This window comes from Cellulomonas dongxiuzhuiae (assembly GCF_018623035.1).
In the GTDB taxonomy this organism is placed as follows: domain Bacteria; phylum Actinomycetota; class Actinomycetes; order Actinomycetales; family Cellulomonadaceae; genus Cellulomonas; species Cellulomonas dongxiuzhuiae.
On record NZ_CP076023.1, the window covers coordinates 168,584 to 190,832 of the forward strand.

18 protein-coding genes and 2 riboswitches are annotated in these 22,249 nt (G+C 75.3%); of the genes, 13 read left to right on the forward strand and 5 right to left on the reverse strand.

The features are described 5' to 3' along the window. Nucleotides 1–40: 40 nt before the first annotated feature. The 6 genes from KKR89_RS00740 to KKR89_RS00765 all read left to right on the forward strand — a co-directional run bounded on the left by KKR89_RS00740 (nt 41) and on the right by KKR89_RS00765 (nt 5,158). Complete coding sequence (locus KKR89_RS00740; RefSeq protein ID WP_208196806.1) at nt 41–1,729, forward strand: ABC transporter substrate-binding protein; 1,689 nt, start codon at nt 41–43, stop codon at nt 1,727–1,729. Nucleotides 1,730–1,859: 130 nt separating this feature from the next. After that, nucleotides 1,860–2,420: a UTRA domain-containing protein gene (locus KKR89_RS00745; RefSeq protein WP_208196807.1), complete on the forward strand. Its 561-nt coding sequence runs from the start codon at nt 1,860–1,862 to the stop codon at nt 2,418–2,420. A gap of 103 nt (nt 2,421–2,523) precedes the next feature. Beyond that, the gene (locus tag KKR89_RS00750; RefSeq protein WP_208196808.1) at nt 2,524–3,033 is read left to right on the forward strand and encodes an NADPH-dependent FMN reductase; all 510 of its coding nucleotides are present in this window, start codon (nt 2,524–2,526) and stop codon (nt 3,031–3,033) included. Then, nucleotides 3,030–3,572 (forward strand): flavin reductase family protein, encoded by a 543-nt coding sequence (locus KKR89_RS00755; protein ID WP_208196809.1) that lies wholly within the window; start codon nt 3,030–3,032, stop codon nt 3,570–3,572. The genes KKR89_RS00750 and KKR89_RS00755 overlap by 4 nt, the downstream gene beginning before the upstream one ends. Beyond that, a complete protein-coding gene (locus tag KKR89_RS00760; RefSeq protein ID WP_208196810.1) occupies nt 3,569–4,024 on the forward strand; it encodes a riboflavin kinase in 456 nt (151 codons plus the stop codon). The genes KKR89_RS00755 and KKR89_RS00760 overlap by 4 nt, the downstream gene beginning before the upstream one ends. A 600-nt stretch (nt 4,025–4,624) precedes the next feature. Next, nucleotides 4,625–5,158 (forward strand): hypothetical protein, encoded by a 534-nt coding sequence (locus tag KKR89_RS00765; protein WP_208196811.1) that lies wholly within the window; start codon nt 4,625–4,627, stop codon nt 5,156–5,158. On the opposite strand, the gene KKR89_RS00770 is transcribed toward KKR89_RS00765, so the two are convergent. Further along, the gene (locus KKR89_RS00770) at nt 5,128–6,204 is read right to left on the reverse strand and encodes a DMT family transporter (RefSeq protein WP_208196812.1); all 1,077 of its coding nucleotides are present in this window, start codon (nt 6,202–6,204) and stop codon (nt 5,128–5,130) included. The genes KKR89_RS00765 and KKR89_RS00770 overlap by 31 nt on opposite strands. A 47-nt stretch (nt 6,205–6,251) precedes the next feature. Continuing rightward, nucleotides 6,252–6,343, reverse strand: a riboswitch (glycine riboswitch). Next, a riboswitch (glycine riboswitch) is annotated at nt 6,344–6,431 on the reverse strand. A 350-nt stretch (nt 6,432–6,781) separates the two neighbouring features. Here KKR89_RS00770 and KKR89_RS00775 point away from each other — a divergent pair. Continuing rightward, the gene (locus KKR89_RS00775) at nt 6,782–7,474 is read left to right on the forward strand and encodes a hypothetical protein (protein WP_208196813.1); all 693 of its coding nucleotides are present in this window, start codon (nt 6,782–6,784) and stop codon (nt 7,472–7,474) included. A gap of 55 nt (nt 7,475–7,529) precedes the next feature. Here the strand turns inward: KKR89_RS00775 and KKR89_RS00780 are convergent, their stop codons facing one another. After that, the gene (locus KKR89_RS00780) at nt 7,530–9,722 is read right to left on the reverse strand and encodes a fibronectin type III domain-containing protein (RefSeq protein ID WP_208196814.1); all 2,193 of its coding nucleotides are present in this window, start codon (nt 9,720–9,722) and stop codon (nt 7,530–7,532) included. Nucleotides 9,723–9,985: 263 nt separating this feature from the next. On the opposite strand from KKR89_RS00780, the gene KKR89_RS00785 reads away from it, so the two are divergent. After that, nucleotides 9,986–12,562, forward strand: a complete 2,577-nt coding sequence (locus tag KKR89_RS00785; RefSeq protein WP_208196815.1) for a circularly permuted type 2 ATP-grasp protein — start codon at nt 9,986–9,988, stop codon at nt 12,560–12,562. After that, complete coding sequence (locus KKR89_RS00790) at nt 12,559–13,485, forward strand: transglutaminase family protein (RefSeq protein WP_208196816.1); 927 nt, start codon at nt 12,559–12,561, stop codon at nt 13,483–13,485. The genes KKR89_RS00785 and KKR89_RS00790 overlap by 4 nt, the downstream gene beginning before the upstream one ends. A 16-nt stretch (nt 13,486–13,501) precedes the next feature. Here KKR89_RS00790 and KKR89_RS00795 read toward each other — a convergent pair whose 3' ends face one another. From KKR89_RS00795 to KKR89_RS00805, 3 genes are all read right to left on the reverse strand, one after another. Further along, nucleotides 13,502–14,410, reverse strand: coding sequence for a hypothetical protein (locus KKR89_RS00795; protein ID WP_208196817.1), 909 nt, complete (start codon nt 14,408–14,410; stop codon nt 13,502–13,504). A gap of 126 nt (nt 14,411–14,536) precedes the next feature. Continuing rightward, nucleotides 14,537–15,100, reverse strand: a complete 564-nt coding sequence (locus KKR89_RS00800) for a DinB family protein (RefSeq protein ID WP_208196818.1) — start codon at nt 15,098–15,100, stop codon at nt 14,537–14,539. A gap of 376 nt (nt 15,101–15,476) precedes the next feature. Continuing rightward, complete coding sequence (locus tag KKR89_RS00805) at nt 15,477–16,799, reverse strand: GAF domain-containing protein (protein ID WP_208196819.1); 1,323 nt, start codon at nt 16,797–16,799, stop codon at nt 15,477–15,479. A gap of 151 nt (nt 16,800–16,950) precedes the next feature. On the opposite strand from KKR89_RS00805, the gene KKR89_RS00810 reads away from it, so the two are divergent. The 4 genes from KKR89_RS00810 (at nt 16,951) to KKR89_RS00825 (ending at nt 22,240) form a co-directional block, all read left to right on the forward strand. After that, nucleotides 16,951–17,556 (forward strand): TetR/AcrR family transcriptional regulator, encoded by a 606-nt coding sequence (locus tag KKR89_RS00810; protein WP_208196820.1) that lies wholly within the window; start codon nt 16,951–16,953, stop codon nt 17,554–17,556. Between the two features lie 212 nt (nt 17,557–17,768). Further along, nucleotides 17,769–18,824 (forward strand): class I SAM-dependent methyltransferase, encoded by a 1,056-nt coding sequence (locus tag KKR89_RS00815; protein ID WP_251140954.1) that lies wholly within the window; start codon nt 17,769–17,771, stop codon nt 18,822–18,824. Nucleotides 18,825–18,992: 168 nt separating this feature from the next. Next, nucleotides 18,993–20,075, forward strand: coding sequence for a lytic polysaccharide monooxygenase (locus tag KKR89_RS00820; RefSeq protein WP_208196822.1), 1,083 nt, complete (start codon nt 18,993–18,995; stop codon nt 20,073–20,075). Nucleotides 20,076–20,317: 242 nt separating this feature from the next. Beyond that, nucleotides 20,318–22,240: an NHL domain-containing thioredoxin family protein gene (locus KKR89_RS00825; protein WP_208196823.1), complete on the forward strand. Its 1,923-nt coding sequence runs from the start codon at nt 20,318–20,320 to the stop codon at nt 22,238–22,240. Nucleotides 22,241–22,249: the final 9 nt, after the last annotated feature.

Genomic DNA, 22,249 nt, shown 5'->3' on the forward strand with positions numbered 1-22,249 from the left:
CGCGGTGGCCGATGCCCGCTCCGACCCCCGAGGAGTCCCCATGCCCCTGCCCTCCCGACCCGACCGCAGACCCCCCGGACCGGCCGCGCACCGCACCGGGACGGTCGTCCTGCTGGGCGTCCTGCCCCTGCTCCTGGTCGCGTGCGCCGGCTCCGACGGGTCCGGCGGCAGCGCCGACAGCCCGTCGTCCACCGGGGACGTCCTGGTGGAGGCCGTCGCGGCCGTGCCCGGCGGCCTCGCGTTCGACAGCAAGCCCGGCGGGTACGAGGCGTTCGAGTACACGCTGCTCACCGGGGCGACGCTGATCCGCAACCCCTACGTCCAGGCGGAGGACGACCCGAACGCCCTGACGCAGGACCTGTACGACTTCGAGGGCGTGCTCGCGGAGTCCTACGACGTCAGCGAGGACGGGCTGACCTACACCTTCCACCTGCGGGAGGGTGTCCTGAGCCAGGCCGGCAACCCGTTCGACGCCGACGACGTCCTGTACAGCTATGAGCGCAAGTGGAACTCGACGAGCATCGCGCCGGCGATCTCGCTGCCGGCGATCACCGACCCTGCGACCCAGCTGCGCAAGATCGACGACCACACGGTGTCGTGGACGGTGGCGGAGGCCGGTCACGGCTTCCCCCTGCTGGCGGTCATCTCGAAGATCTCCGGTGAGATCTACGACAAGGAGCTGCTCGAGGAGCACGCCACGGCCGCGGACCCGTACGCGGTCGAGTGGTCGAACACGAACGGCAACTTCGGCTTCGGGCCCTACGTCATGACCGACTACCAGGACGGTCAGCAGATCTCGTTCGAGGCGAACCCGGAGTACCCGCTGGGCGAGCCGGCCATCAAGCGCATCATCCAGCGTGTGGTGCCCGACGCGGCGAACCGTGCCCAGCTGCTGCGGGCCGGGGACGTCGACGTGGCGGTCCAGCTGCGCGCGGCGGACGTGGCTGCGATGACCGGGACCGAGGGCCTGCAGACGTTCTCGGTCGACACGAACAACTTCGCCTGGGCCTTCATGCAGACCCGGACGCCGCCCTTCGACGACCCCCTGGTGCGCCAGGCCGTCTTCTACGCCATCCCGTACGAGCAGATCATCGAGCAGGTCTACGGGGGCCGGGCGAACCCGGTGGTCGGCCTGCTGAACCCCGAGGCGCCCCACCACGTGGCGGACGGTCTGCTCGAGCAGGAGTACGACCCGCAGCGCTCGCTCGCGCTGCTCGAGGAGGCCGGGGTCCGGACCCCGGTGTCGTACACGATCACCGTCAGCAACGCCGTCCCCGACATGGAGGCCATCGCGGTGCAGATCCAGTCGTTCGCGGGCGACGCGGGGTTCGACGTCGACATCGAGGTGCTGCCGCCGGCCGCGTTCCAGGAGCAGGCCCTCACCAAGGCGTTCCAGATGCGGCTCTACCGCGACATGTCGGTGTCCTACGAGTCCCCGCCCTACAGCTTGCTGCTCGCCTTCCCCGAGGACAACGAGGAGCGCAACTCCAGCAGCTGGGAGGACCCGCGGTTCTACGAGGCCGTCGCGGCCGGTGTCGCCGCCGGGGACGCGCTGTCGCCCGAAGCGGCGGTGCACTGGAACCGGGCGGAGCTGGTGTGGCAGGAGGGTCGCGCGCAGATCCAGATGGCGAAGGTGCAGCCGCTCATGGTCTTCCGTGAGGGACTGACGGGGTTCGCCCACCGCACCGACAACGTCATCGACTTCAGCATCGTCGAGCCGGGCTCCTGACGTCCTGCGCCCCCACGGCACCCGGCTGCCGCCCCGCTCACGAGCAGGGCGGCAGCCGCGTGCCGGTTACCCGTTCCCACCTCGGAGGACCGATGCGCCCCTCGCCCCGACCCACCACCGGAGCCGGCACGTGATCCGCCGCCGGCACGACCACCGCCCCACCGGTGTCGAGCTCATCCAGTGCCTGCCCAGCGAGCTGCGGGGTGCCCCCTCCGGCGCCGTGACGATCCACGAGCTGGAGCACCGGGTGGTCGCGTCCACGGCGTACGTGCGAGAGCGGCTGCGACGCGACGACGAGACCGTGATCCTCATCGAGCAGGAGGTGCGAGCCGCCGGGAGGCCGCTGTACGTGCGCGTCGGCTACCACCCGGTCGAGCTCGGGCTGGAGCGCCTGAGCGCGGCGGTCCGGGACCTCGACACCCGTGCCTCGATCCCCGACGCCCGGGCCGCGTTCCGCCTCCTGTTCGGGCGTGAGCTCGGCTCCAGCGACACCGTGCTCGAGGCGGCCGCGGCGGACGTCGCGACGGCGCGCGTGCTGGGCCTGGAGCCAGGGGACCCGGTGCTGCTCCGCGAGCAGCTGCTCTGCGACGTCGACGGGGTGCCGTGGTCGCTGAGCTGGGTGCACTACCGGTCCGACGTGGTGATGGCGACCACCGCACGCGGGAGCCTCACGGCGCTGTCGTCGTCCTGACGCATCGGCGCAATGGTCGGGTAACAGCGGCAGGCCGCGGCGGAAACAGGCTGCGCCCACGATGGACGACGTCAGCCCGTCCGACGCCCGCCCAGGAGGACCCGTGACCGTCGCGATCGTCGTCGGCAACCCGAAGCCGGCCTCCCGGACCGCCGGCGCCGCGCACGCCCTCGTGCGGCGACTGACCGGCTCCCCGCCGGACGTCGTCGTCGACGTCGTCGACCTGGGTCCGGGGGTCCTGGGCTGGGGCGACGCGGGCGTCGAGGCCGCCGTCAAGGCGGTCGCCGGTGCCGACCTCGTGGTGGTCGCCAGCCCCACGTACAAGGCCAGCTACACCGGCCTGCTCAAGTGCTTCCTCGACCAGTTCGCCACGGGGGACGGCCTGCGGGGGGTCACCGCCGTGCCGCTCATGCTGGGCGCCGGCCCGGCGCACGCGATGGCCCCCGACCTCCTGCTCAAGCCGGTGCTCGTCGAGCTCGGCGCGACCTGCCCGGCGCCCGGTCTGTACGCCCGCGACGCGACCGCCGCCGAGCTGCCCGAGGCCGAGGCCTGGGTGCAGGTCTGGGGGCACGTCCTGCTCACCACCGCACACCTTCGCAAGGAGCCGTCATGACCGTGCCCACGACCACAGCCGACGTCTCGACGCCCGCGCCGGAGCAGCCGGGCGAACCCGTCGACCCCGCACTGCTGCGCAGGACGTTCGGCAGCTTCCCCAGCGGCGTCGTGGCGGTGTGCGCCACGATCGACGGTGCACCCGTCGGGATGGCCGCGAGCAGCTTCGTCACCGTCTCGCTGGACCCGCCCCTCGTGGCGTTCTGCGTGCAGTGGACGTCCACCACGTGGCCCCGCCTCCAGGGGGCGGCCCGGCTGGGGATCTCCGTGCTGGGGGCCGGCCACAACGTCGCGGCCCGCCAGCTCGCGTCGAGGTCGCGCGATCGCTTCGCCGGGCTGGCCACCACCGTGACGCCGGACGGTGCCCTGTTCGTGCACGACGCCTCGGCCTGGTTCGACTGCTCGTTGCGCGAGGTGGTGCCGGCCGGTGACCACGGCATCGTCCTGCTCGACGTGCGGCACAGCACCGTCTCGCCCGACGTCGAGCCGCTGGTCTACCACGCGAGCACCTTCCGCGCGCTGCAGCGGCACGTCGCATGAGCGCGACGACCGTGCGCGTGCCGCGCGGTGCCGCCCCGACGGCGCGGCCGTCCCCGCCGGTGGTGCGCGGCGTCGTCGCGCGGGGGGACCAGCGCGGCCGCCTGCTGGGCTTCCCCACGGCGAACCTTGCCGTCCCCGGCCTGGACGTCCCCGACAGCGTGTGGTCGGGGACGGTGCGGGTCGTCCGCGAGGGCGTGAGCGGCCGGTACGTGGCCGCCGTCTCGATCGGGCGCCGTCCGACGTACTACGGCCGGCACGGCGTGCGCCTCCTCGAGGCGCACCTGCTCGACTTCTCGGGTGACCTGTACGGGGAGGTGATCGAGGTGCGCCTGCTGCACCTGCTGCGGCTGCAGCGGCGGTTCCCCACGTCCGAGGCGCTGCAGGAACAGCTGCACCTCGACGTCCGAGGTGTCCGCGCGCAGGCCGCGGACCTCGCGCGGCAGGCGGGCTGAGGCACCGTGCACTGGAGGCAGCGCCGCACCGGCGGCCGGTCGGCGGGCCGGTCGGCGCAGGAGCGCGTCGAGGAGCGCCGACGGCGTCGCGCGCTCGCGGTGAGCCGCACCGTGCGGGAGCTGCTGGTGACCGGCGCCCACGTCACGCACGAGCGCGTGTCAGGGGGCACAGGCCTGCCCGTGGGCTACCTCAGGTGGGCCTACCCCCTGCGGACGGACCTGCTCGCGGCCGTGGGTGGTGAGCCGTCGCCCGGGACGGGCGCACCCCAGTCGTCCCACCCTTCGGAAGATCCCCTGAGAATCCTGTGACGACCGCCACACCGCCCGTCACCCGCGCGGCCCACCGGCGCACGTTCCTGGGAGTGGCGCATCCGTGTCGCCGCAGGTCAGCGACGTGCACGCGGTGAGCCGAAGGCCCTGTGGCGCACGCGGCGCCGATGCTACGTTGGCCGCGGCCCAGGGGGAGAACGACGTGAGCAGGTGTCGTGCCCCCCGCACCGCCGCGCCGGGTCGTGGTCGCGTCACGCATCGCGTGGCGTCCGTGCGCGGGTTCGCGTGTCGGTGCCGGCTGCGTCCGGTGCGCCGACCCGAGGAGCACCCGTGACCCGCTCGACCGCCACCCGCCGCCGCACGATCGTCGTGTCCGCGGCCGCCGCCGCCCTGCTCGTCGCCGCGGGCTGCACGTCCACCGCCAGCGCGGGGGGATCCGCGACGCCCGCCGAGATCGCGACCTACGCCGGCACGCAGACCGCCTTCGGCCAGTCCTTCACGTACGCCAACGGCCTGGTCGTCGAGGTCAAGAAGCCGGCGGCGTTCGCGCCGTCGGCGTACGCCGACGGCGTCGAGGGCTCCGAGGGCGAGCCCGTGCGCGTGCGCGTCAACATCATCAACGGGACGAGCGGCGAGTTCGTCCCCGACACCGTCGGCGTGGTCGTCGTGTCCGGCGGTGAGGAGGCCGTGCAGATCCTCGACCCCGGGACGGGTGTCGACCTCACCGGTCCCGCCCAGCCGCTGGACCGCTCGGGCGTCGTGGCCTTCGACCTCGCGTTCGTCGTGCTGGACCCGCAGGACGTCACGCTGACGCTCACGCCGTCGCTGATCGGCTACGACCCGCTGGTGTTCACGACCGCCTGACGCACCGCGACGCGCGTCGCCGCGCTCGTCGTCGCGGCCGCCCGCGCCCGCGCCGCCCGCCGCTCCCGCCCCGCTCGCGGACGCGGCAGCAGGGGCAGCACCGCGGCCGCGACGACGAGCAGGACCCCGGCCGCGGCGGGTGCGGAGACCGCCTCGCCGAAGACGGCGGCGCCCAGGAGCACCGCGACGACGACCTCGAGGTACGACAGCGACGAGAGCTCGACGGCGCGCAGGTGCTTGCCCGCGACCACCAGCAGGCTGAGCGCGAGCACGCCGCACACGACGAAGAACGCCGCGGCCCACGCCCAGTGCGTCGCGGTCATGCCCGACACGTCGGGGCGCGTGACGGCGACCATGGCGCCGGTGCCGACGGCACCGAACACGAAGTTCCAGAAGCTGCGCACGTCCGACGGCATGTCCGTGCGGTACCGGTAGCACAGCAGCGCGCCGCCGTAGAGGACGCCCGACGCGATGCCCAGGCCGACGCCCAGCGCGTGCCCGTCGGGCACCGGCCGCGACGGGCCGCCGACCAGGCCCGCGGCGAGCAGCATGCCGGCGAACGCCGCGACGAGCGACACGACGTCGGTGGCGCCGACCCGCTCCTTGAGGACGGTCCCCGCGAGGACCGTCGCGACCACGGGGCCGAGGTAGTGCAGCACGACGGCGAGCGTGAGGTCGATGAGCACGGTCGACGACAGGTAGGTCGCCAGGGACAGGCCCAGCAGCACCCCGCCGAGCACGACGGAGGGGGTGATGCGCGTGCGGCGCAGCCGCCCGAGGTGCCGGGTCGCGGCCAGCACGACGAGCATCCCGAGCGCGCCGACGAGCATGCGACCCAGCGTCAGCGCCTCCCCGACGACCGCGCCGGCGGGTGCCGCCATGCGACCGAAGAGCCCGGCGGTGCCCATCGCGGCCGCGGACACGACGATCGCGACCAGGCCCAGGCGGCGGTGCGTCCCGACCGCGGCGGCGCCGGTCGCCGGGACGGGCAGGGCGACGTCCGGGACGACGGGCGCGTGCGGGCGTGAGGCGGTGACGACGGCCACGGGCAGGCTCCTGGAGGACAGCGCGAAGGGTCGCGCGAGCGGGCGGTGTTCCCCGCTCTGTCATCGGACCTGAGAGCTTTCGCGGGACGCGCCCGCCTGCACCGTCGGTGGACCCCGTGGGGTCGCTTTCCAGAGTTGCCTCGCTGCAGCGGTTCGGATGCCTGAGAGATTCCCGGGGAGGTTGCTCCTTCGGCGCCCGCTCGGGCGGGCTCTCCCGCCGCAGATCGGTGGCGTCTTCAGTTGTCCCGACGACTATAGCCGTGGGCTGCGGCACGTACTCCGCGGGAACCTGCAGCCCGACTCGCCGTCCGTCGGCCGGACGGTGGCGAACGCTTGTCATGGTCAGCGATCACACGGTGAGAGCCTCATGTGAATCCGGCCTCGCGAACCGTTTAGGCGCAAGATATCGGACAAAACGGCGCTACTTTCGGTCCGCCGACGACGCACGCGGAGCGTCTCGGCCCCCTCCGTTCCGGTGATCGCGCAGCCATGCCCGCGCCACCCCGGCAGGGGTCCGTCATGGCGGGCGCCGGGCGACCGGGGCGCGCCGGCCGCCGATCCCAGGGAGAGACCACGCGTGACCACCGAACACCCCGATGCCCGACGCGGGACCTCACCCGCCCTGCGCTCCGTGCCCACCCCACGGTCCGGCGTCCCGACGGCCGGCTTCGGGGTCTCGGCGATCTCGTCCCGGGAGCCGTCCGACCACACGCCCGTCATCGAGCCCGAGCGGCGCAGCCGTGCCGTGACGATCGCCGGCGCGCTGCTCGCCGTCGTCGCCGTCGTCGCCGCGGTGGTCGTCTTCCGCATCATCGTCCCGACCGTCCCCTCCGCCGCGGCGGGCCAGGAGACCTCGTCCCGGTCGAGCGACCGCGAGCAGCCGGGCAGCATCGTCGGGTTCGGCAACCCGCACTCGTACGGGGACGGGCTCGAGGTCGCCGTCAACCCTCCGCAGCGCTACGAGCCCAGCGACAACGCGACGGGCGTCGACGAGGGCGTCGCCGTCAAGATGCAGGTCGTCGTGACCAACCGCACGGACCAGGCGTTCCGGCCCAACACGCTCCAGGTCCGGGCGACGTCCGGCGGGCAGCCGGGCGTGGCCGTGTGGGACCCCGACCAGGGGATCGCCCTGACGGGACCCGACGTCAGCATCCCCTCCGGCTCGACGTTCACCTTCTTCCTCGCGTTCGCGGTGGCCGACCCGGGCGATCTGGTGCTCGAGGTCACCCCCGCGCTGTACGGCTACGGGGCCACGGTGGTGCAGGGCTGACGAACGACGGCGGGCGCCGGGCCCGGGGCCCGGCACCCGCCGTCGCGCCGTACGGTCAGACCGTCGCGCGGCGACGCCACGCGACCAGTGCCGCACCGAGCAGCAGCCACAGCCCGGCCAGGGCGCCGACGGCGACGGAGTCGCCCGGGCCCGTCACGGCGAGCGCGGCGGCGGCGGGAGCGGCGGCCGGAGCGGCGGCCGCGGCGGGCACCCGCGTGAGCACGCTGTCGCCGATCCGCCCGAGCACGCCGTCCGCGGCGACCGTGAAGCCGACCTCGGCCGCGACGGCGACGCCGTCGAGCCCGACGGCGTCCATCACGAGGCGGTGGTCGCCGGCTGCCAGGTCGGCCGGCAGGACGCCGGTGACCACGGCGGTGCCGTCGGCCCCGACCGTGACGCGAGCGAGCTCGCGCGGCGTGGAGTGGACCGTCACCACCACCACGTCGGAGCCGGGCAGCACGCCCGACGCGCGCACCGTGAACGGTGCACCGGCCGCGAGATCACCGAGCTCGGCGTCGAGCCGCACGGTGGCGGACGTGCCGGTGCCCACCACGCGGATCGTGGTGGTGGCGTCGGCGGGCAGCGTGTGCGCGTCACCCGCCTGCGTGGCGGTGATCGTGCAGTCGCCCGACGCGACCGTGCGCAGCTCGTCGCCGACGACGAGGCACGCACCCGTGGCGGTGAGCGTCACGGGCAGGCCGAGCGACGACGTCGCGACGACCCGCACCGGCTCGACCGCGAAGAGCAGGTCGCCGATCGGGTCGATCGTGACGGTCTGCGAGCGACGCTCGACGTCGACCTCGACGCTCACGGGCGGCGCGGGCAGGACGTTCGCGTCCCCGTCCTGCGTGGCGGTGACGGTGCAGGTGCCGACGTCGGTCGCGGTGACCCGGCCGTCGGTCACGGTGCACGCGCCCGTGGCCGTGAGGGTGACGGGCAGGCCCGCGGAGGACGACGCGACGACGTCCGCCGTCTGGCCGTGGACCAGGCCGGGGACGGCGAGCGTCAGGGTCTGGACGAGCTGCCCCACCGTGACGGTGGTCGAGGCCTCGGCCGGCAGGTGCTCGGTCGTCCCGGCCTGCGAGGCCGTGACCGCGCAGTCGCCCGCGCCGTCGACCTGCAGCGTCGCGCCCACCACGGTGCACGCACCGGTCGCCCCGAACGTCACCGGGCCGCCGGAGGTGGCCGTCGCCGTGAGCGTGACGGGTGCGTCGCCGTAGGTCAGGGGGCCGACGGCGTCGAGCGTGACCGTCTGCGTGGCCCGGCCGACGACGACCTCGGTCGTGGCCGAGCCGCCCGTCTGGTCGGGCGTGGCCGCGTACGTCACCGTGACGGGGACCGTCCCGGCGAGCGAGACGAGGCCCGTCACCGTCGCCTCGCCGTCCACCAGCGCGACCGTCGAGGTGGCGCCGCCGATGTCGAACGTCACGTCGCCCGTCGCGGGCGCGCTGTCGGACCGCTCCACGGACGCCACGACCGCGTACGGCGCGCCGGTGACGACGACGGCGGGGACCGTCGTGACCACGAGCGACGTCATGGCGCGCGGGGTCGCGACGACGCCCGGGGAGAGCAGGCTGACGCCCGCCGTGCTCTGGTTGTGCACCTGGACCGTGACCGGGACGCCGTTGGTCAGCCCGTCGACGGTCGCGGAGGTCCCCGCACCGCTGACCGTGCCGCAGTACGTCGCCGTGCCGCCGTCGACGGAGCAGACGAGCGTGGAGGACGACACCACCGATGCGGGGGGCGTCCAGGTCACCGTCACGGACCTGTCACCCGGTGTGACCGTGACGCCCGTCGGTGCCGCCGGCGCGTCGACCGGGCGGATCGTGACCGTCCCGGGGCCCGTGCGGGGGTTGAAGGAGTTGCTCGCGAAGGCGAACCGGTAGGTCGTGCCCGCGGTGACATCCACCGTGATCCGGGCGTTGAGGGTCCCGTCGGCGTCGTCGTTGGAGTCGACCAGCGTCCCGGACGCCGTCCACAGCTCGAGCGCGTTGTCGAACGAGGAGCTCAGTGCGATCGAGATCCGCGCGTCGGCGGGTGCCGTGAACTCGTACCAGGTGCCGTTGGCCCAGATCGGTCGGCCGGGGTAGTTGCCGCCCGGGGTCGAGCGACCCTCGTTCGTCGCCGCGAAGGTGCCGTCGAGCGTGGTCAGCGGGACGGCGAGAGGACTGTCGAACGAGCTGCCGTCGCCGGCGGCCGCGTGCGCGGGCGTCAGCCCCACGAGCAGCAGGACTGCCGCGAGCAGCACGCCGAGCAGGCGTGGCGCGGGCGAGGCTGCCGGACCGGACCGGCGGGCGTGATGAAGAGACGGGCGCACGAGGGCTCCAGTGCTGGGGTGCGGTCGACGGACTGCCCCCCGGCCCCTACTCGGTGCCACCGGGAGGGGACTGAAGTCCCTGGCGGCGACGACGCGCGCTGCACACCCCGGCGTCCGGGCGCGTCGGGCCTTCCGGGCCGCCGACACCCCGGGCACGTGCGCCGCACCCGCGCGCCGTGCGTCAGACTGCCGGGATGACCGACCTGCTCTCGTCACCGCGCCCGCTGGGCGACGGGACGATCGCGCACCGGCCGGACTGGACCTGGCTGCCGCCGGGCGCCGCCCCCACCGACGCGGACCTGACCCGCGCCGCGCGCCAGGCCGAGCAGCTGCTCGCCGGGCACGGCGTCACGTACGGCGCCGAGGCGGTCGACGGCGACCGGCACTGGCGCCTCGACCCGCTGCCCGTGGTGGTCGACGAGCCCGAGTGGGCGCGGCTCGAGGCGGCGCTCGTGCAGCGCGCCGAGCTGCTCGACGCCGTCCTGCACGACCTGTACGGGGCCCGGCGTCTGCTCGACGACCGCCTCCTGCCGCCGTCGACCGTGCTCGCGCACCCCGGGTTCCTGCGGGCCGTCGACGGGCTGCGCCTCCCGGGAGGGCGCGAGCTCGTCCTCACCGCGACGGACCTGGTCCGCGACGCGTCGGGCGGCTGGTGCGTCGTCGCGGACCGCACGCAGGCACCGTCCGGCGCGGGCTACGCGATGGAGGACCGGCGCGTCACCGCGCAGGTCCTGGCACCGGTGTACCGCCAGGCGTCCATCGCGCGGCTCGGGCCGTTCTTCCACGCGCTGCGCAAGGCCCTGCGCGAGGTCGCGCCGCCCACCGCGGGCGACGACCCGCGCGCGGTGCTCCTGTCGCCGGGCCCGGCGAGCGAGACCGCGTTCGACCAGGCCTACCTCGCGTCGATGCTGGGGCTGCCGCTCGTCGAGGGCAGCGATCTCGTGGTGCGCGCCGGGCGCCTGTACCTGCAGGGCATCGACGGGCTCGAGCCCGTGGACGTCGTCCTGCGGCGGGTCGACGGCGAGTGGTGCGACCCGCTCGACCTGCGCGCCGGCTCACGGCTCGGGGTCCCCGGGCTCGTGCACGCCGTCCGCCAGGGCGCGGTGAGCGTCGTCAACCCCCTGGGGACGTCCGTGCTGGAGAACCCGGCGCTGCTCGGCTACCTGCCGCGCCTGGCGCGGGCGGTCCTCGACCAGGACCTCACGCTCCCCTCGGCGCCCACGTGGTGGTGCGGCGAGGAGCGGGCGCTGCGGCACGTCCTGGCGCGGCTGGACCGGCTCGTCCTCAAGCCGGTCGTGCACGGGTCGAGCACCACGACCCTGCTCGGGTGGCGGCTGACGACCGCCGAGCGTGAGCAGCTCGCGGCGCGGATCACGGCCGAGCCGTGGCGGTGGGTGGGGCAGGAGCTCGTGGGCCCGGGTGCCGAGCCCGCCGACGACGGGCCGCGCGCGGCCGTCATGCGCGCGTTCGCGGTCGCGCACGCCGGCTCGTACACGGTGATGTCCGGTGGTCTGGCGCGCGTCGCCGACGACCACGTCGTGTCGTCGTCGGCCGTCGGCGCGCTGGCCAAGGACGTGTGGGTGCTCGCGTCCCCGCCGACGGCCCCCGTCAGCGCGCTGCGCGAGGACGTCGACGCGGGCGTCGGCCGCGCGGGCGCCTACGGCATCTCGCCGCGCGCCGCCGAGAACCTCTACTGGATGGGCCGGTACGCCGAGCGCGCCGAGGACGGGGTCCGCGTGCTGCGCGCCGTCGCCGACCGCTGGGACGACTACCACCGCACGCCGGACAGCGCGGGCGGGCAGGCGCTCGCGGTGCTGCTCGAGGCGCTGACCCCCGCGGCGCTGCCCGACGGCGGTGAGCCGGTCTCGATCCACCCGGACACCGAGCACATCGGACCGCGGGTGCCCGCGCTGCGGGACCTGCTGCTCGACCAGCGCACCGCGGGGTCGGTCGCCCGGGCCGTGCGCCGGCTCGCCGCGGCAGCCGCGACCGTGCGCGACCAGCTCTCGACCGACATGTTCGGCCCCCTCGCGCGCATCGAGCGGACCCTGCGCGACGAGCGTGCGCGGGTGCGCGTCCGCCAGCAGGCCGGCGACGTCCTCGACGTCGGGCCCGTGCCGCCGGGCTCGGTGACCGCGGGCCTGCGGCCCACGCTGGACCGTGTGCTGGAGAGCCTGCTCGCGGTCTCCGGCATCGCGGCCGAGGGCCTCACGCGTGACGTCGGCTGGCACCTGCTCGACGCGGGCCGTCGTCTCGAGCGGGCGCAGCGCCTGGTGGCGGTGCTCCGGGCGACGCTGGTCGAGCACCGGCCCGCCGACGTGGAGGACCTGCTGCTGGAGTCGGTCCTGCTGGCCAGCGAGTCCGCGATCACCTACCGCCGTCGCCACCAGTCGCGCACCGACGTCGCGCGCGTGCTCGACCTGCTCGTGCACGACCGCACCAACCCGCGCTCGCTCGCGTTCACGCTGGACCGCCTGCACGCGGACCTGGAGTCGGTGCCGGCGCCGCGGTCCGCCGCGCAGCGCGACCACCTGCTGCAGGGCGTCGCCGAGCTCGTGGCCGAGCTGGACACGGTCGTCGTCGGCAACGAGGTGTCCGACGACGGGCGACGCGTGCGGCTCGTCGACGCGCTCGAGTCGATCCTGTGGCGGCTGCGCGAGGCGTCGGACGAGATCGAGCGCGTGCACTTCGTGCGGCCCACGCCGAGCCGGGCCCTGGACGACCTGTGGGGCTCGACCTACGGCGAGCCGAGCGAGGGGGGCGCGCTGTGAGCGGCCGGGCCTACGACCTGGTGCACCGCACCACCTACGAGTACGCGCAGCCGGTCACCGACTCCTACGGCCGCACGACGCTGACCCCGCGGGACCTGCCCGACCAGCGTCTGCTGGCGACGTCCCTGACCATCGACCCGGAACCCGCCGACACGGGCCGGCACGTCGACTGGTTCGGCAACACGACGACGTACTTCGGCGTCACGCGGCCGCACACGCGGCTCGTCGTGACCGCGCGCTCGACGCTCGAGGTGAGCCGTGCGGCCCCCTCGCGCGCGGAGCTGCCGGACACGGGCTGGCGGGCCGTCGCGCGCGGCGTCACGGGCGCGGACCTCGGGGTCCTGCACACCGACGCCGCCGGTGTCGTCGCGCTGCGGGAGGCAGTGCTGCCCTCCGCGCACGTCACGTTCGTCGACGAGGTCCGCGACTGGGCGGCGCCGTCGTTCGTCGACGAGCGACCGCTGGCCGACGTCGTCACCGACCTGCTGCACCGCATCCGCACCGAGCTGACGTACCGGTCCGGCTCGACGACGGTCCACACGACGCAGGCGCAGCTGCTCGCGCAGGGCGCGGGCGTCTGCCAGGACTTCGCGCACCTCATGATCGCGGCGCTGCGCGTGCACGGCGTGCCCGCGCGCTACGCGTCGGGGTACATCGAGACCCGGCCGCGCCCCGGTCGCCCCAAGCTGCGCGGCGCCGACGCGTCGCACGCCTGGGTGTCGGTGTGGCTGCCCGGGCACGGGTGGCTCGAGGCGGACCCCACCAACGACCAGCTCGTCGACGACCGGTACGTCGTCCTCGGCTGGGGCCGGGACTACCACGACGTGCCGCCGCTGCGCGGGGTCATCTTCACCGAGGGCGGCGGCGCGACGCCGCGCGTCGAGGTCGACCTGGTGCCGGCGGGGTCGGAGCCGTTCGCCTGACGCGGACGGAGCGGTCTCAGCGCGGGCGCGCCCGCGCGTCGATCTCCTCGTGCGGGACGACGAAGCCGCCCGCGTCGACGACCGTCCCGCCGACGGTCCGCCACAGCGTCGCCACGACGCGCGCGATGCTCGGCGTGACGCGCTGACGTGCGATGACGTGCAGCTGGGAGGGGTGCGGCACCTCGAGCTCGAGCGGGTCCGGCGGGCGCCACGTCACGTGGTAGCCCCAGGGCCCGTGCTCGCGCCAGTCCAGCGTCGAGAGCACGACCGGCACCTCGCGCGAGCGGGAGCAGCGGACCTCGACCTCGCCGTCGTACTCGTACCTGGCGACGAGCGTGAAGCCCTCGGGCGCGCCACCCGCCGGGGGCGCGGGCGCGGCGAGCCGGCTGCCGGACAGCGCGGGACGCACCAGCGGGAGGGCGTCGTCGGGGCGCAGCGGCACGGCCGACCACAGCGTGAGGTCGACGGCCGCGGCCGGGTCGGGGACGATCGCGCGGTCCCGTGCGGCGGGCAGGATCCCGCCGCCGGTGCGCCGCGCGACGGCCGTCGCCCAGCCCGTCACGAGGTCGGGCGGCAGCGTCGCCCCGGCGACGGGTGCGGCGGGCAGGCCGTAGAGGTCGCTCTCCTGCGGTGGCAGCGCGAGCGAGCGGGCGCCGGCGGCGTCGAGGGGATACGGCCCCGCGACCTCCACGGCCCCGTCGAGGCTCAGCACGCCCGCCGGGTCCGGGGGAGCGACGGCGATGCCGCGGAACCGGGCACCGGTCATGGGCCGCGCGGCCGCCGCCTGCGCAGCCGTCGCCGGCTCGCGCGACCAGTCGGCCGTTGGGAACCAGGCGCGTGCCAGCGGGAGCAGGGGGGTACCGCGCGGAACGGCGAGCACGTGGCTGCCGTCGAGGACGGCGGGGGCCGCCGACGGTCCGGTCATGGCGGGAAACGTACACAGTCATTGCTGCGGTCGTGTTTCGCAACCGGACATGGCGGCGGCCCGGCCCGGCGCGTCGCCCCCGGCGCGCCGGGGGGCGTCCGCGGGCTGGACGCGTCGGTGCGGGTGTCAGGCGCGCACGTCGTGCAGGTGGTGGACGACGTCGTGCAGGAAGTACTGCCCGAGCGTGCGGACCGTGAAGAGCGAGCCGTTGCTGCGCCGTCCCGTGCGCTCCCACGCGTCGGGGGCGACGGCGTCGAAGCGGTCCGCCGTGAGGTCGGCCGCCCGGGCGAGCTCGTCCGCGACGACCGCGGGGTCCTGCAGGTCGTACCGCTCGGCGAGGGCCGTGGCGTCCTGGTCCCAGTTGGCGAACAGGGGGTCGTCCTGCTCGACCATGAGCCGGACGCGCTCGTCGAACACGCGCATCACGTCGCGCACGTGGGCGCCGTACTCCAGCGGGGACCACACGTGCGGCTCGGGGCGCTCGCGCGCGTCGGCGCGGTGCAGCGCCGCGACCCACCGCGGGACGAGGTCGCGCACCGTGCCGCCGATGCCGCGGGGGTCGACGTCCGACGCGGCGAAACCGCACTGCGGGCAGCGGGCCTCGACGACCCAGGTCCAGTCCTTGGCGTCCGGCTCGATCGCGGGTGGCCGGGGGGTGGCGGTGGGCGATGGCTGCTCGTCGGTGTCCACGGCGCCACGCTAGCGGCCACGCCCGGGCCCGGGAACCGGGCCGCGTGGGTGCCCGCGCACCGGCCGAGGTGATGGCCGGGCGACGCGCCCCCTCCCGCGCGCCGCCCGACCGGGCACCAGGGGCGACGGACTCCCACGAGAGGCGTCGCCGTCGATGCCACCGACGCTGACGGTAGTCGGCGGACCGTTGCACGACCGTTGCACGACGGGATCCGTCACGACCGGGTTCTCCGAGGGTGCGCACGGTGCCCAGGCGCCGGTCAGCGCCGCTTCCCGGGCGTGCGCGCCGACGCCGGCGCCAACCGCTTCGACGACGCCGCCGGTGCCCCGCCACGCCCGGGTTGCGACGAAATCCGTCGTCGGGCTCGTCCGGCGGTCAGCGCAGGGCGCGGTCGAGCTGGGCGAGCCGGGTGTGGGCGCGCAGGTGAGCGGCCGACCCGATCGCGGCGACGCGCGCGAGGGTCTGCCAGGCCTGCCAGTCGTCGGCTCCCTGGTCGCTCGCCGTCCAGCGGGCGACGAGGTCGGGGTCGCCCGACGCGAGCGCCGCAGCCCGCACCTCGTCCTGCACGGTCGCGCGCAGGCGGGCGACGCCGGGCGCGGCGGAGCGCGGCAGGATCGAGCCGGCGTAGGCGCTCAGCGCACCGCCGACGTCCCCGACCGCGAGCGACCCGCGCACGACGTCGACGTCGGTCTCCAGCGGGGCGGCCAGCCGGTACGGGCGGGACTCGGAGAGCAGCGGGCCGACGAGCCGGCGCAGGCGCGAGATCTCGGCGCGCACGGTGACCTCGGACAGCTCGGACTCCGACAGCAGCACCGCGAGCTCGTCGCCGCGCAGGCCGGCCGGGTGCTCGGCGAGCAGCAGCAGGATCTCGGCGTGGCGGCACGTCAGGCGACGCCGGCCCGTCGGCAGGTGCAGCGTGCCGCCGTGCGCGCCGAGCACCGCGAGCCGTGCCCCGGGTGCGGTGGCGGAGGTGGACGTGAGGTTCGCCTCGATCGCGGCGACGGTCGCGCGGACCAGGGCGAGGGCCATCCACGAGGCGGCGTCGTCGCGGCCCGTGACGTCGAGGACGCCGAGCATGCGCCCCTGGGGGTCGTGGACGGGGACCGCGGCGCAGTTCCACGGGTGCACGACGCGGGCCCAGTGCTCGGTGCCCATCACCTGCAGCGGGCGGCGCGTGGCGAGGGCGGTGCCGAGGGCGTTGGTGCCGACGGCGTCCTCGCGCCACGCGGCACCCTCGACGAAGCCGACGTCGTCGAGGGGGCGGCGCAGGTCGTGGTCGCCGTCGACCCACAGCAGCCGGCCGGCCTCGTCGCTGAGCGCCGCGACCCAGCCCGCCTGGGGCTCGACGAGCAGGCGGCGCACGATCGGCACGGCGCCGGACAGCGGGTGCGAGCTGCGCAGCTCCGCCAGGTCGGAGCCGCCGATGTCGACGGGCGGCGTGGGCAGCTCGGGGTCGACGCCGACCCGCCGGCTGCGTCGCCAGGAGTCGGCCACGATCGGCCGGACCTGGCGGCCGGGGTCGCCACCGGACGTGACGAAGCGCTCGTGGGCGGCCCGCACGAGCGCCGTGGGCCGTTGGCCCGCCTCGGTCGCGGGCCAGTCGCCGGGGCGTGCGGCGGGGACGGGTGCGGGCACGGTGCCGACGCGCGCGGGGCCCTTGAGGGCCCCCGCCTCCGCGGGGTGGGCGTGTCGGCTCATTGCGTTCGGTGCTTCCGTCTGAGGGCGTGCAAGGTGACGTTGAAGGCATTGTAGGCGAAAGCGACGAACCGCCGTGATGAATGTCACATTTCTCACGGGAGAGGCTCGAGCCCGTGCAGAGTTTCCTGACATTGCGTGCGATGATGTCAGCATGCCGAAGATCATCGGGGCCTCGCTGCACGAGCACCGCGAGCAGACACGTCGTCGTCTGTTCGACGCCCTGTCCACGCTCATGAACGAGCGGGGCTTCGACGTCATCACGCTCGCGGACATCGCCGCCGCCGCGGGCGTCGGGCGCACCGCCGTCTACAACCACTTCCCGGACAAGGAGTCGCTGCTCCTCGGGTTCATCACCCACGAGACCGAGCAGTACGCCGCCGGGCTGCAGGCCTCGCTCGACGACATCGACGACCCCGTCGAGCAGCTGCGCGCGTACGTCCGCGCCCAGGCCTCGCTGACGCGGGTCTACCACGTCGCCCCCGGCCCCGAGCTGCGCTCGGTGCTCTCGCGCGGCGCCCAGCAGCGCGTCCGCGAGCACGTCGGCGTGGTCGAGCAGATCCTGCGCCGCATCCTCGACGCCGGCATCACCTCGGGCGCGTTCCCGGAGCAGGACCTCGCCACGACCGTCCCGCTGGTCAACGCGTGCCTCACCGGTCGCGGCCTGCCCGAGGGCGGCGCGGAGCGCGAGCACGCGATCGCGCAGACCGAGGCGTTCGTGCTGCGCGCCGTCGGCGCACGCGTGCCGGTGGCGACCTGACCACGCGGCGCGGCGGGCGCCCCGGTCCCACCCGCGGTGGTGACCGGCCCGCCGCCGCGAGCCGCGCGTGGCGCGACCGGCAGACCGACCGCCGCACCTCCGGCGCACGCGCCGCGGGCCGTCCGGCGGCACCCCGGCCCGTCGCCTCGACGTCGGTCGAGCTGACGTACCTGCCCGGGCTGCGTGACGTCCTCGCCGACGAGGTCGCCGACGTGCTGCCCGGCGTCCGGGGCGTGCGCGACGTCCCCGGCCGCGACGACGCCCTCGCGCTGACGCTGCCGGGCCCGCTCGCCGCGGTCACCGGCCTGCGGACGGCCGTGGCCGCGTGGGTCGTGGTGCACCTCGACGTCCCGCGGCCGAAGTCGTTCACCAGCCCGGAGCACATGGGCCGGATCGTCGACGCGGTGTACGCGTCGCTGCGCGTCGCCGGCTCCTCGACGTTCCGGTTCGAGGCCGCCGGTGCGGACTCCGCGGTCTTCGCCCGGCTCGCGGGCATGCTCCACGAGGCCACGGGTCTGCAGCACGACCCGGACGAGGGTGACCTGGTCGTCCGCGTGCGGCGCGGTGCCCGGTCCGCCGCCGCCCGCCCCGCCGCCGCCGCCCGCCCCGCCGGACGCGCCGCCGGCCACGACGTCGACCCCGGCTGGGACGTGCTCGTGCGCGTCGGGCCGCGGCCGCTGTCCGCGCGCACGTGGCGCGTCGCCGACTTCCCCGGTGCGGCGAACGCGACGATCGCGGCGGCCGTCGCACGCCTGGCGGGCGTGCGCGCCGAGGACCGGGTGCTCAACCTCATGGCCGGGTCCGGCACGCTGCTCGTCGAGCGGCTGCTCGCGGGGCCGGCCGCGGCGGCCGTGGGCGTCGACCTCGACCCCGCCGCGCTCGACGCCGCCCGCGCCAACCTCGAGGCCGCACGGCTGCTCGCGCGCCCGCCGCGACCGGTGCTGCTGCGCGCCGACGCCACCGACGCGGACGCGCTGGCCGCTGCCGTCCTCGGCCCCCTGGGCGGGCCCGCCGACGTGGTGCTCGCCGACCCGCCGTGGGGCACGCTGCACGGCTCGCACGCCGACGCACCGCGCCTGCACGCCGGCCTGCTGCGCGCGGCCCACGCCGCGAGCGCACGGGGGGCCCGGCTCGTCGTGCTGACGCACGAGGTCAAGGTGATGGAGCGCGTCGTGCGCGACGCGTCGGACCTGTGGCTGCCGCGATCCGCGACGCGGGTTTTCGCCAAGGGGCACCACCCGCGGATCCACGTGCTCGACCGTCGCTGAGGCGGGGACCCGGGTCCTGCTGAAACGGTTAGCACCCTCGCGTCGTGGCGGGACAGGCCGCACGGTGGTCAAGCCCTCGCGCTCACCGTCGCCCGTCGGTCGCATCGATGCGACCCGACGGGCGTCCGCGGACGGTAGCCGTTCGTCACCGACCCCCAGGAGACATGCATGTCCATCCGCACCAGCAGTCGGCTGGGCCGCCTCGCCAGGCTGGCCCTCGCCATCCCGCTTGCGCTCGCGGCCACCGGCCTCGTCGCCACGTCGGCGTCCGCCCACGGGTCCGTCACCGACCCGCCGTCCCGCAACTACGGCTGCTGGGACCGTGAGGGTGGCACGCACATGGACCCCGCGATGGCGCAGCGCGACCCCATGTGCTGGCAGGCGTTCCAGGCCAACCCCAACACCATGTGGAACTGGAACGGCCTGTTCCGTGAGGGCGTCGGCGGCCGCCACGAGGCCGTGATCCCGAACGGGCAGCTCTGCTCCGGCGGCCGGACGCAGAACGGCCTGTACGCGTCGCTCGACACCCCCGGCCCGTGGATCATGAAGACGGTCCCGACGTCGTTCACGCTGACGCTCACCGACGGTGCCAAGCACGGCGCGGACTACCTGCGGATCTACGTCTCGAAGGCCGGCTTCGACCCGACCACCGAGGCGCTCGGGTGGGACGACCTCGACCTCGTCAAGGAGACCGGCCGCTACGGCACGACGGGCCTGTACGAGACCGACGTGAACCTCGCGGGCCGCTCGGGCCGCGCCGTCCTGTTCACCATCTGGCAGGCCAGCCACCTCGACCAGCCGTACTACATCTGCTCGGACATCAACATCGGCGGCACGGCGAGCACCCCCACGCCGGCCCCGACGACGCCCGCGCCGACGACGCCTGCGCCCACGACGCCTGCGCCCACCACCCCCGCACCGACCACCCCCGCGCCCACCACCCCCGCGCCCACGACGCCGGGCCCCCAGCCGGGCAACGGTGCCTGCACCGCCACGGTGAAGGCTGCCAACACCTGGGGCAACGGCTGGCAGGGTGAGGTCACCGTGACGGCCGGATCGTCGGCCATCACCGGCTGGAAGGTCACCATCGGTGGCGCGACCGTCACGCAGGCGTGGAGCGGCACGTACAGCGGAGGCACGCTGACGAACGCCGCGTGGAACGGGTCGCTCGCGGCCGGTGCCTCCACCACGGCCGGCTTCATCGCCTCGGGCTCGCCCGGCACGCTGACGGCCACCTGCGCGACGGCCTGACGCACCCCCTGACCCGTCGGTTCCCACCGACGGCAGCACCACCCCGCGGGGGCACGACCCGCGGGTAGCACGGCCCTGACGGCCGGGCACAGCCACCCCTCCGGCTGCGCCCGGCCGTCGCACGTCCCCGCTCCTGCACGTGCGCCACGGGGTCGCACGCGCGACCACGTCCGCTCGACGGGGCCGTGGGATGTGACCACATACGTGCGGTGCGACGTCGGCACCGGAACACGTCGGCGACAATGTGCGACGTGACGTCGACCTCCGCACCGCGACTGCCCCGTGTCCGCGCGTCCGAGCTGGTGGGGCGCGGCTGGCTGAACACCGGCGGCAAGGACGTGACCCTCGCCGACCTGCGCGGCAAGGTCGTGGTCCTCGACTTCTGGACCTTCTGCTGCATCAACTGCCTGCACGTCCTGGACGAGCTGCGGGAGATCGAGGAGCGGCACCGCGACGTCCTGGTCATCGTCGGCGTGCACTCGCCCAAGTTCGTCCACGAGGCGGACCCGGTCGCGCTCGCGGCGGCCGTCGAGCGGTACGAGGTGCACCACCCCGTCCTCGACGACCCGGACCTGGTGACGTGGCAGGCGTTCACGGCCCGCGCCTGGCCGACGCTCGTCGTCATCGACCCCGAGGGGTACGTCGTCGCGCAGATGGCCGGTGAGGGCCACGCGCACGCGGTCGAGACGCTGGTGCGTGACCTCGTGGCCGAGCACGAGGCCAAGGGCACGCTGCACCGCGGCGACGGTCCCTACGTCGCCCCGACGCCGCAGCCGACGACCCTGCGGTTCCCCGCCAAGGCCGTCGAGCTGCCGGGCGGGACGTTCCTCGTCGCCGACGCCGGGCACCACGCGCTCACCGAGGTCGCGGCGGACGGTGAGACGCTCGTGCGGCGCATCGGGTCGGGCGAGCGCGGGCTGGTCGACGGCGGTCCGGACGTCGCCCGGTTCAGCGAGCCCAACGGCCTGTGCCTCGTCCCCGACGAGCTGCGCGAGCGACTCGGCTACGACGTGCTCGTGGCCGACACCGTCAACCACGCGCTGCGCGGCGTGCGCCTGGGCGACGGGCACGTCACGACGGTCGCCGGCACCGGCGAGCAGTACATGGTCGGTGCGGTCGACAACGTCACGCCGCACGACGGCGGCACCGCGCACCCCGTCGAGGGTGGCGTGGGCGACCAGTGGCCGCCGCGCCAGGTCAAGCTCTCCTCGCCGTGGGACGTCGCGTGGTCGCCGCAGCTCGCGGCGTTCGTCGTCGCGATGGCGGGCAACCACACGCTGTGGGCGTTCGACGACGAGCAGGGGTCGGTGCGGCACCTCGCCGGCACCATGAACGAGGGGCTCGTCGACGGGGCGCCCGACGAGTCGTGGTTCGCGCAGCCGTCCGGCCTGTCGGTCGACGCCGCCGGGCACGTCTGGCTGGCCGACGCCGAGACGTCCGCGCTGCGCCGGCTCGACCCGGCGGACGCGCACGTGCACAGCGTCGCCGGGACCGGCCTGTTCGACTTCGGCCACCGCGACGGCGCCGCGGACCAGGCCCTGTTCCAGCACCCGCTGGGCGTCGCGGCGCTGCCCGACGGGTCGGTGCTGGTCGCCGACACCTACAACGGTGCGCTGCGGCGCTGGGTCCCGGGGGAGGACGGCGGCACGGTCTCGACGCTCGCGACGGACCTCGCCGAGCCCAGCGGCCTCGTGCTGCCCGCGGGTGACCCGGACCACGTCCTGGTCGTCGAGTCCGCCGCGCACCGGCTCACGCGGATCGCGCTGCCCGCGGGCGCCGGCACGCAGGTCGACGGCGGCGCGCACCGCACGCAGCGTCCCGTCACGCAGATCGGCACGGACGTCGCCCTCGAGGTCGTCTTCCACCCCGCCGCCGGGCAGAAGCTCGACGACCGGTGGGGCCCGTCGACGTCCCTGCAGGTCTCGGCGACGCCGCCGGGTCTGCTGCTGGACGGGGCCGGCGACGACGTCGCGCTGACCCGCACGCTGCGGCTCGACCCGGGCGTGGGTGAGGGCGTCCTGCACGTGACCGCGCGCGCCGCCAGCTGCGACGCCGACCCCGGCATCGAGCACCCGGCCTGCCACCTGGCCGCGCAGGACTGGGGCGTCCCGGTGCGCGTCGTCGAGGGCGCGGACGCGACGCTCGTCCTGCCGCTGCACGGCTGACTCCGGCGA

What these genes read in the sequence shown, in the direction of transcription:
- KKR89_RS00755 (WP_208196809.1), top strand. Translation starts at nt 3,030, where the DNA reads ATGACCGTGCCCACGACCACAGCCGACGTCTCGACGCCCGCGCCGGAG.
- KKR89_RS00805 (WP_208196819.1), bottom strand. Translation starts at nt 16,799, where the DNA reads ATGAGCCGACACGCCCACCCCGCGGAGGCGGGGGCCCTCAAGGGCCCC.
- KKR89_RS00810 (WP_208196820.1), top strand. Translation starts at nt 16,951, where the DNA reads ATGCCGAAGATCATCGGGGCCTCGCTGCACGAGCACCGCGAGCAGACA.
- KKR89_RS00795 (WP_208196817.1), bottom strand. Translation starts at nt 14,410, where the DNA reads ATGACCGGACCGTCGGCGGCCCCCGCCGTCCTCGACGGCAGCCACGTG.
- KKR89_RS00785 (WP_208196815.1), top strand. Translation starts at nt 9,986, where the DNA reads ATGACCGACCTGCTCTCGTCACCGCGCCCGCTGGGCGACGGGACGATC.
- KKR89_RS00740 (WP_208196806.1), top strand. Translation starts at nt 41, where the DNA reads ATGCCCCTGCCCTCCCGACCCGACCGCAGACCCCCCGGACCGGCCGCG.
- KKR89_RS00825 (WP_208196823.1), top strand. Translation starts at nt 20,318, where the DNA reads ATGTGCGACGTGACGTCGACCTCCGCACCGCGACTGCCCCGTGTCCGC.
- KKR89_RS00760 (WP_208196810.1), top strand. Translation starts at nt 3,569, where the DNA reads ATGAGCGCGACGACCGTGCGCGTGCCGCGCGGTGCCGCCCCGACGGCG.
- KKR89_RS00820 (WP_208196822.1), top strand. Translation starts at nt 18,993, where the DNA reads ATGTCCATCCGCACCAGCAGTCGGCTGGGCCGCCTCGCCAGGCTGGCC.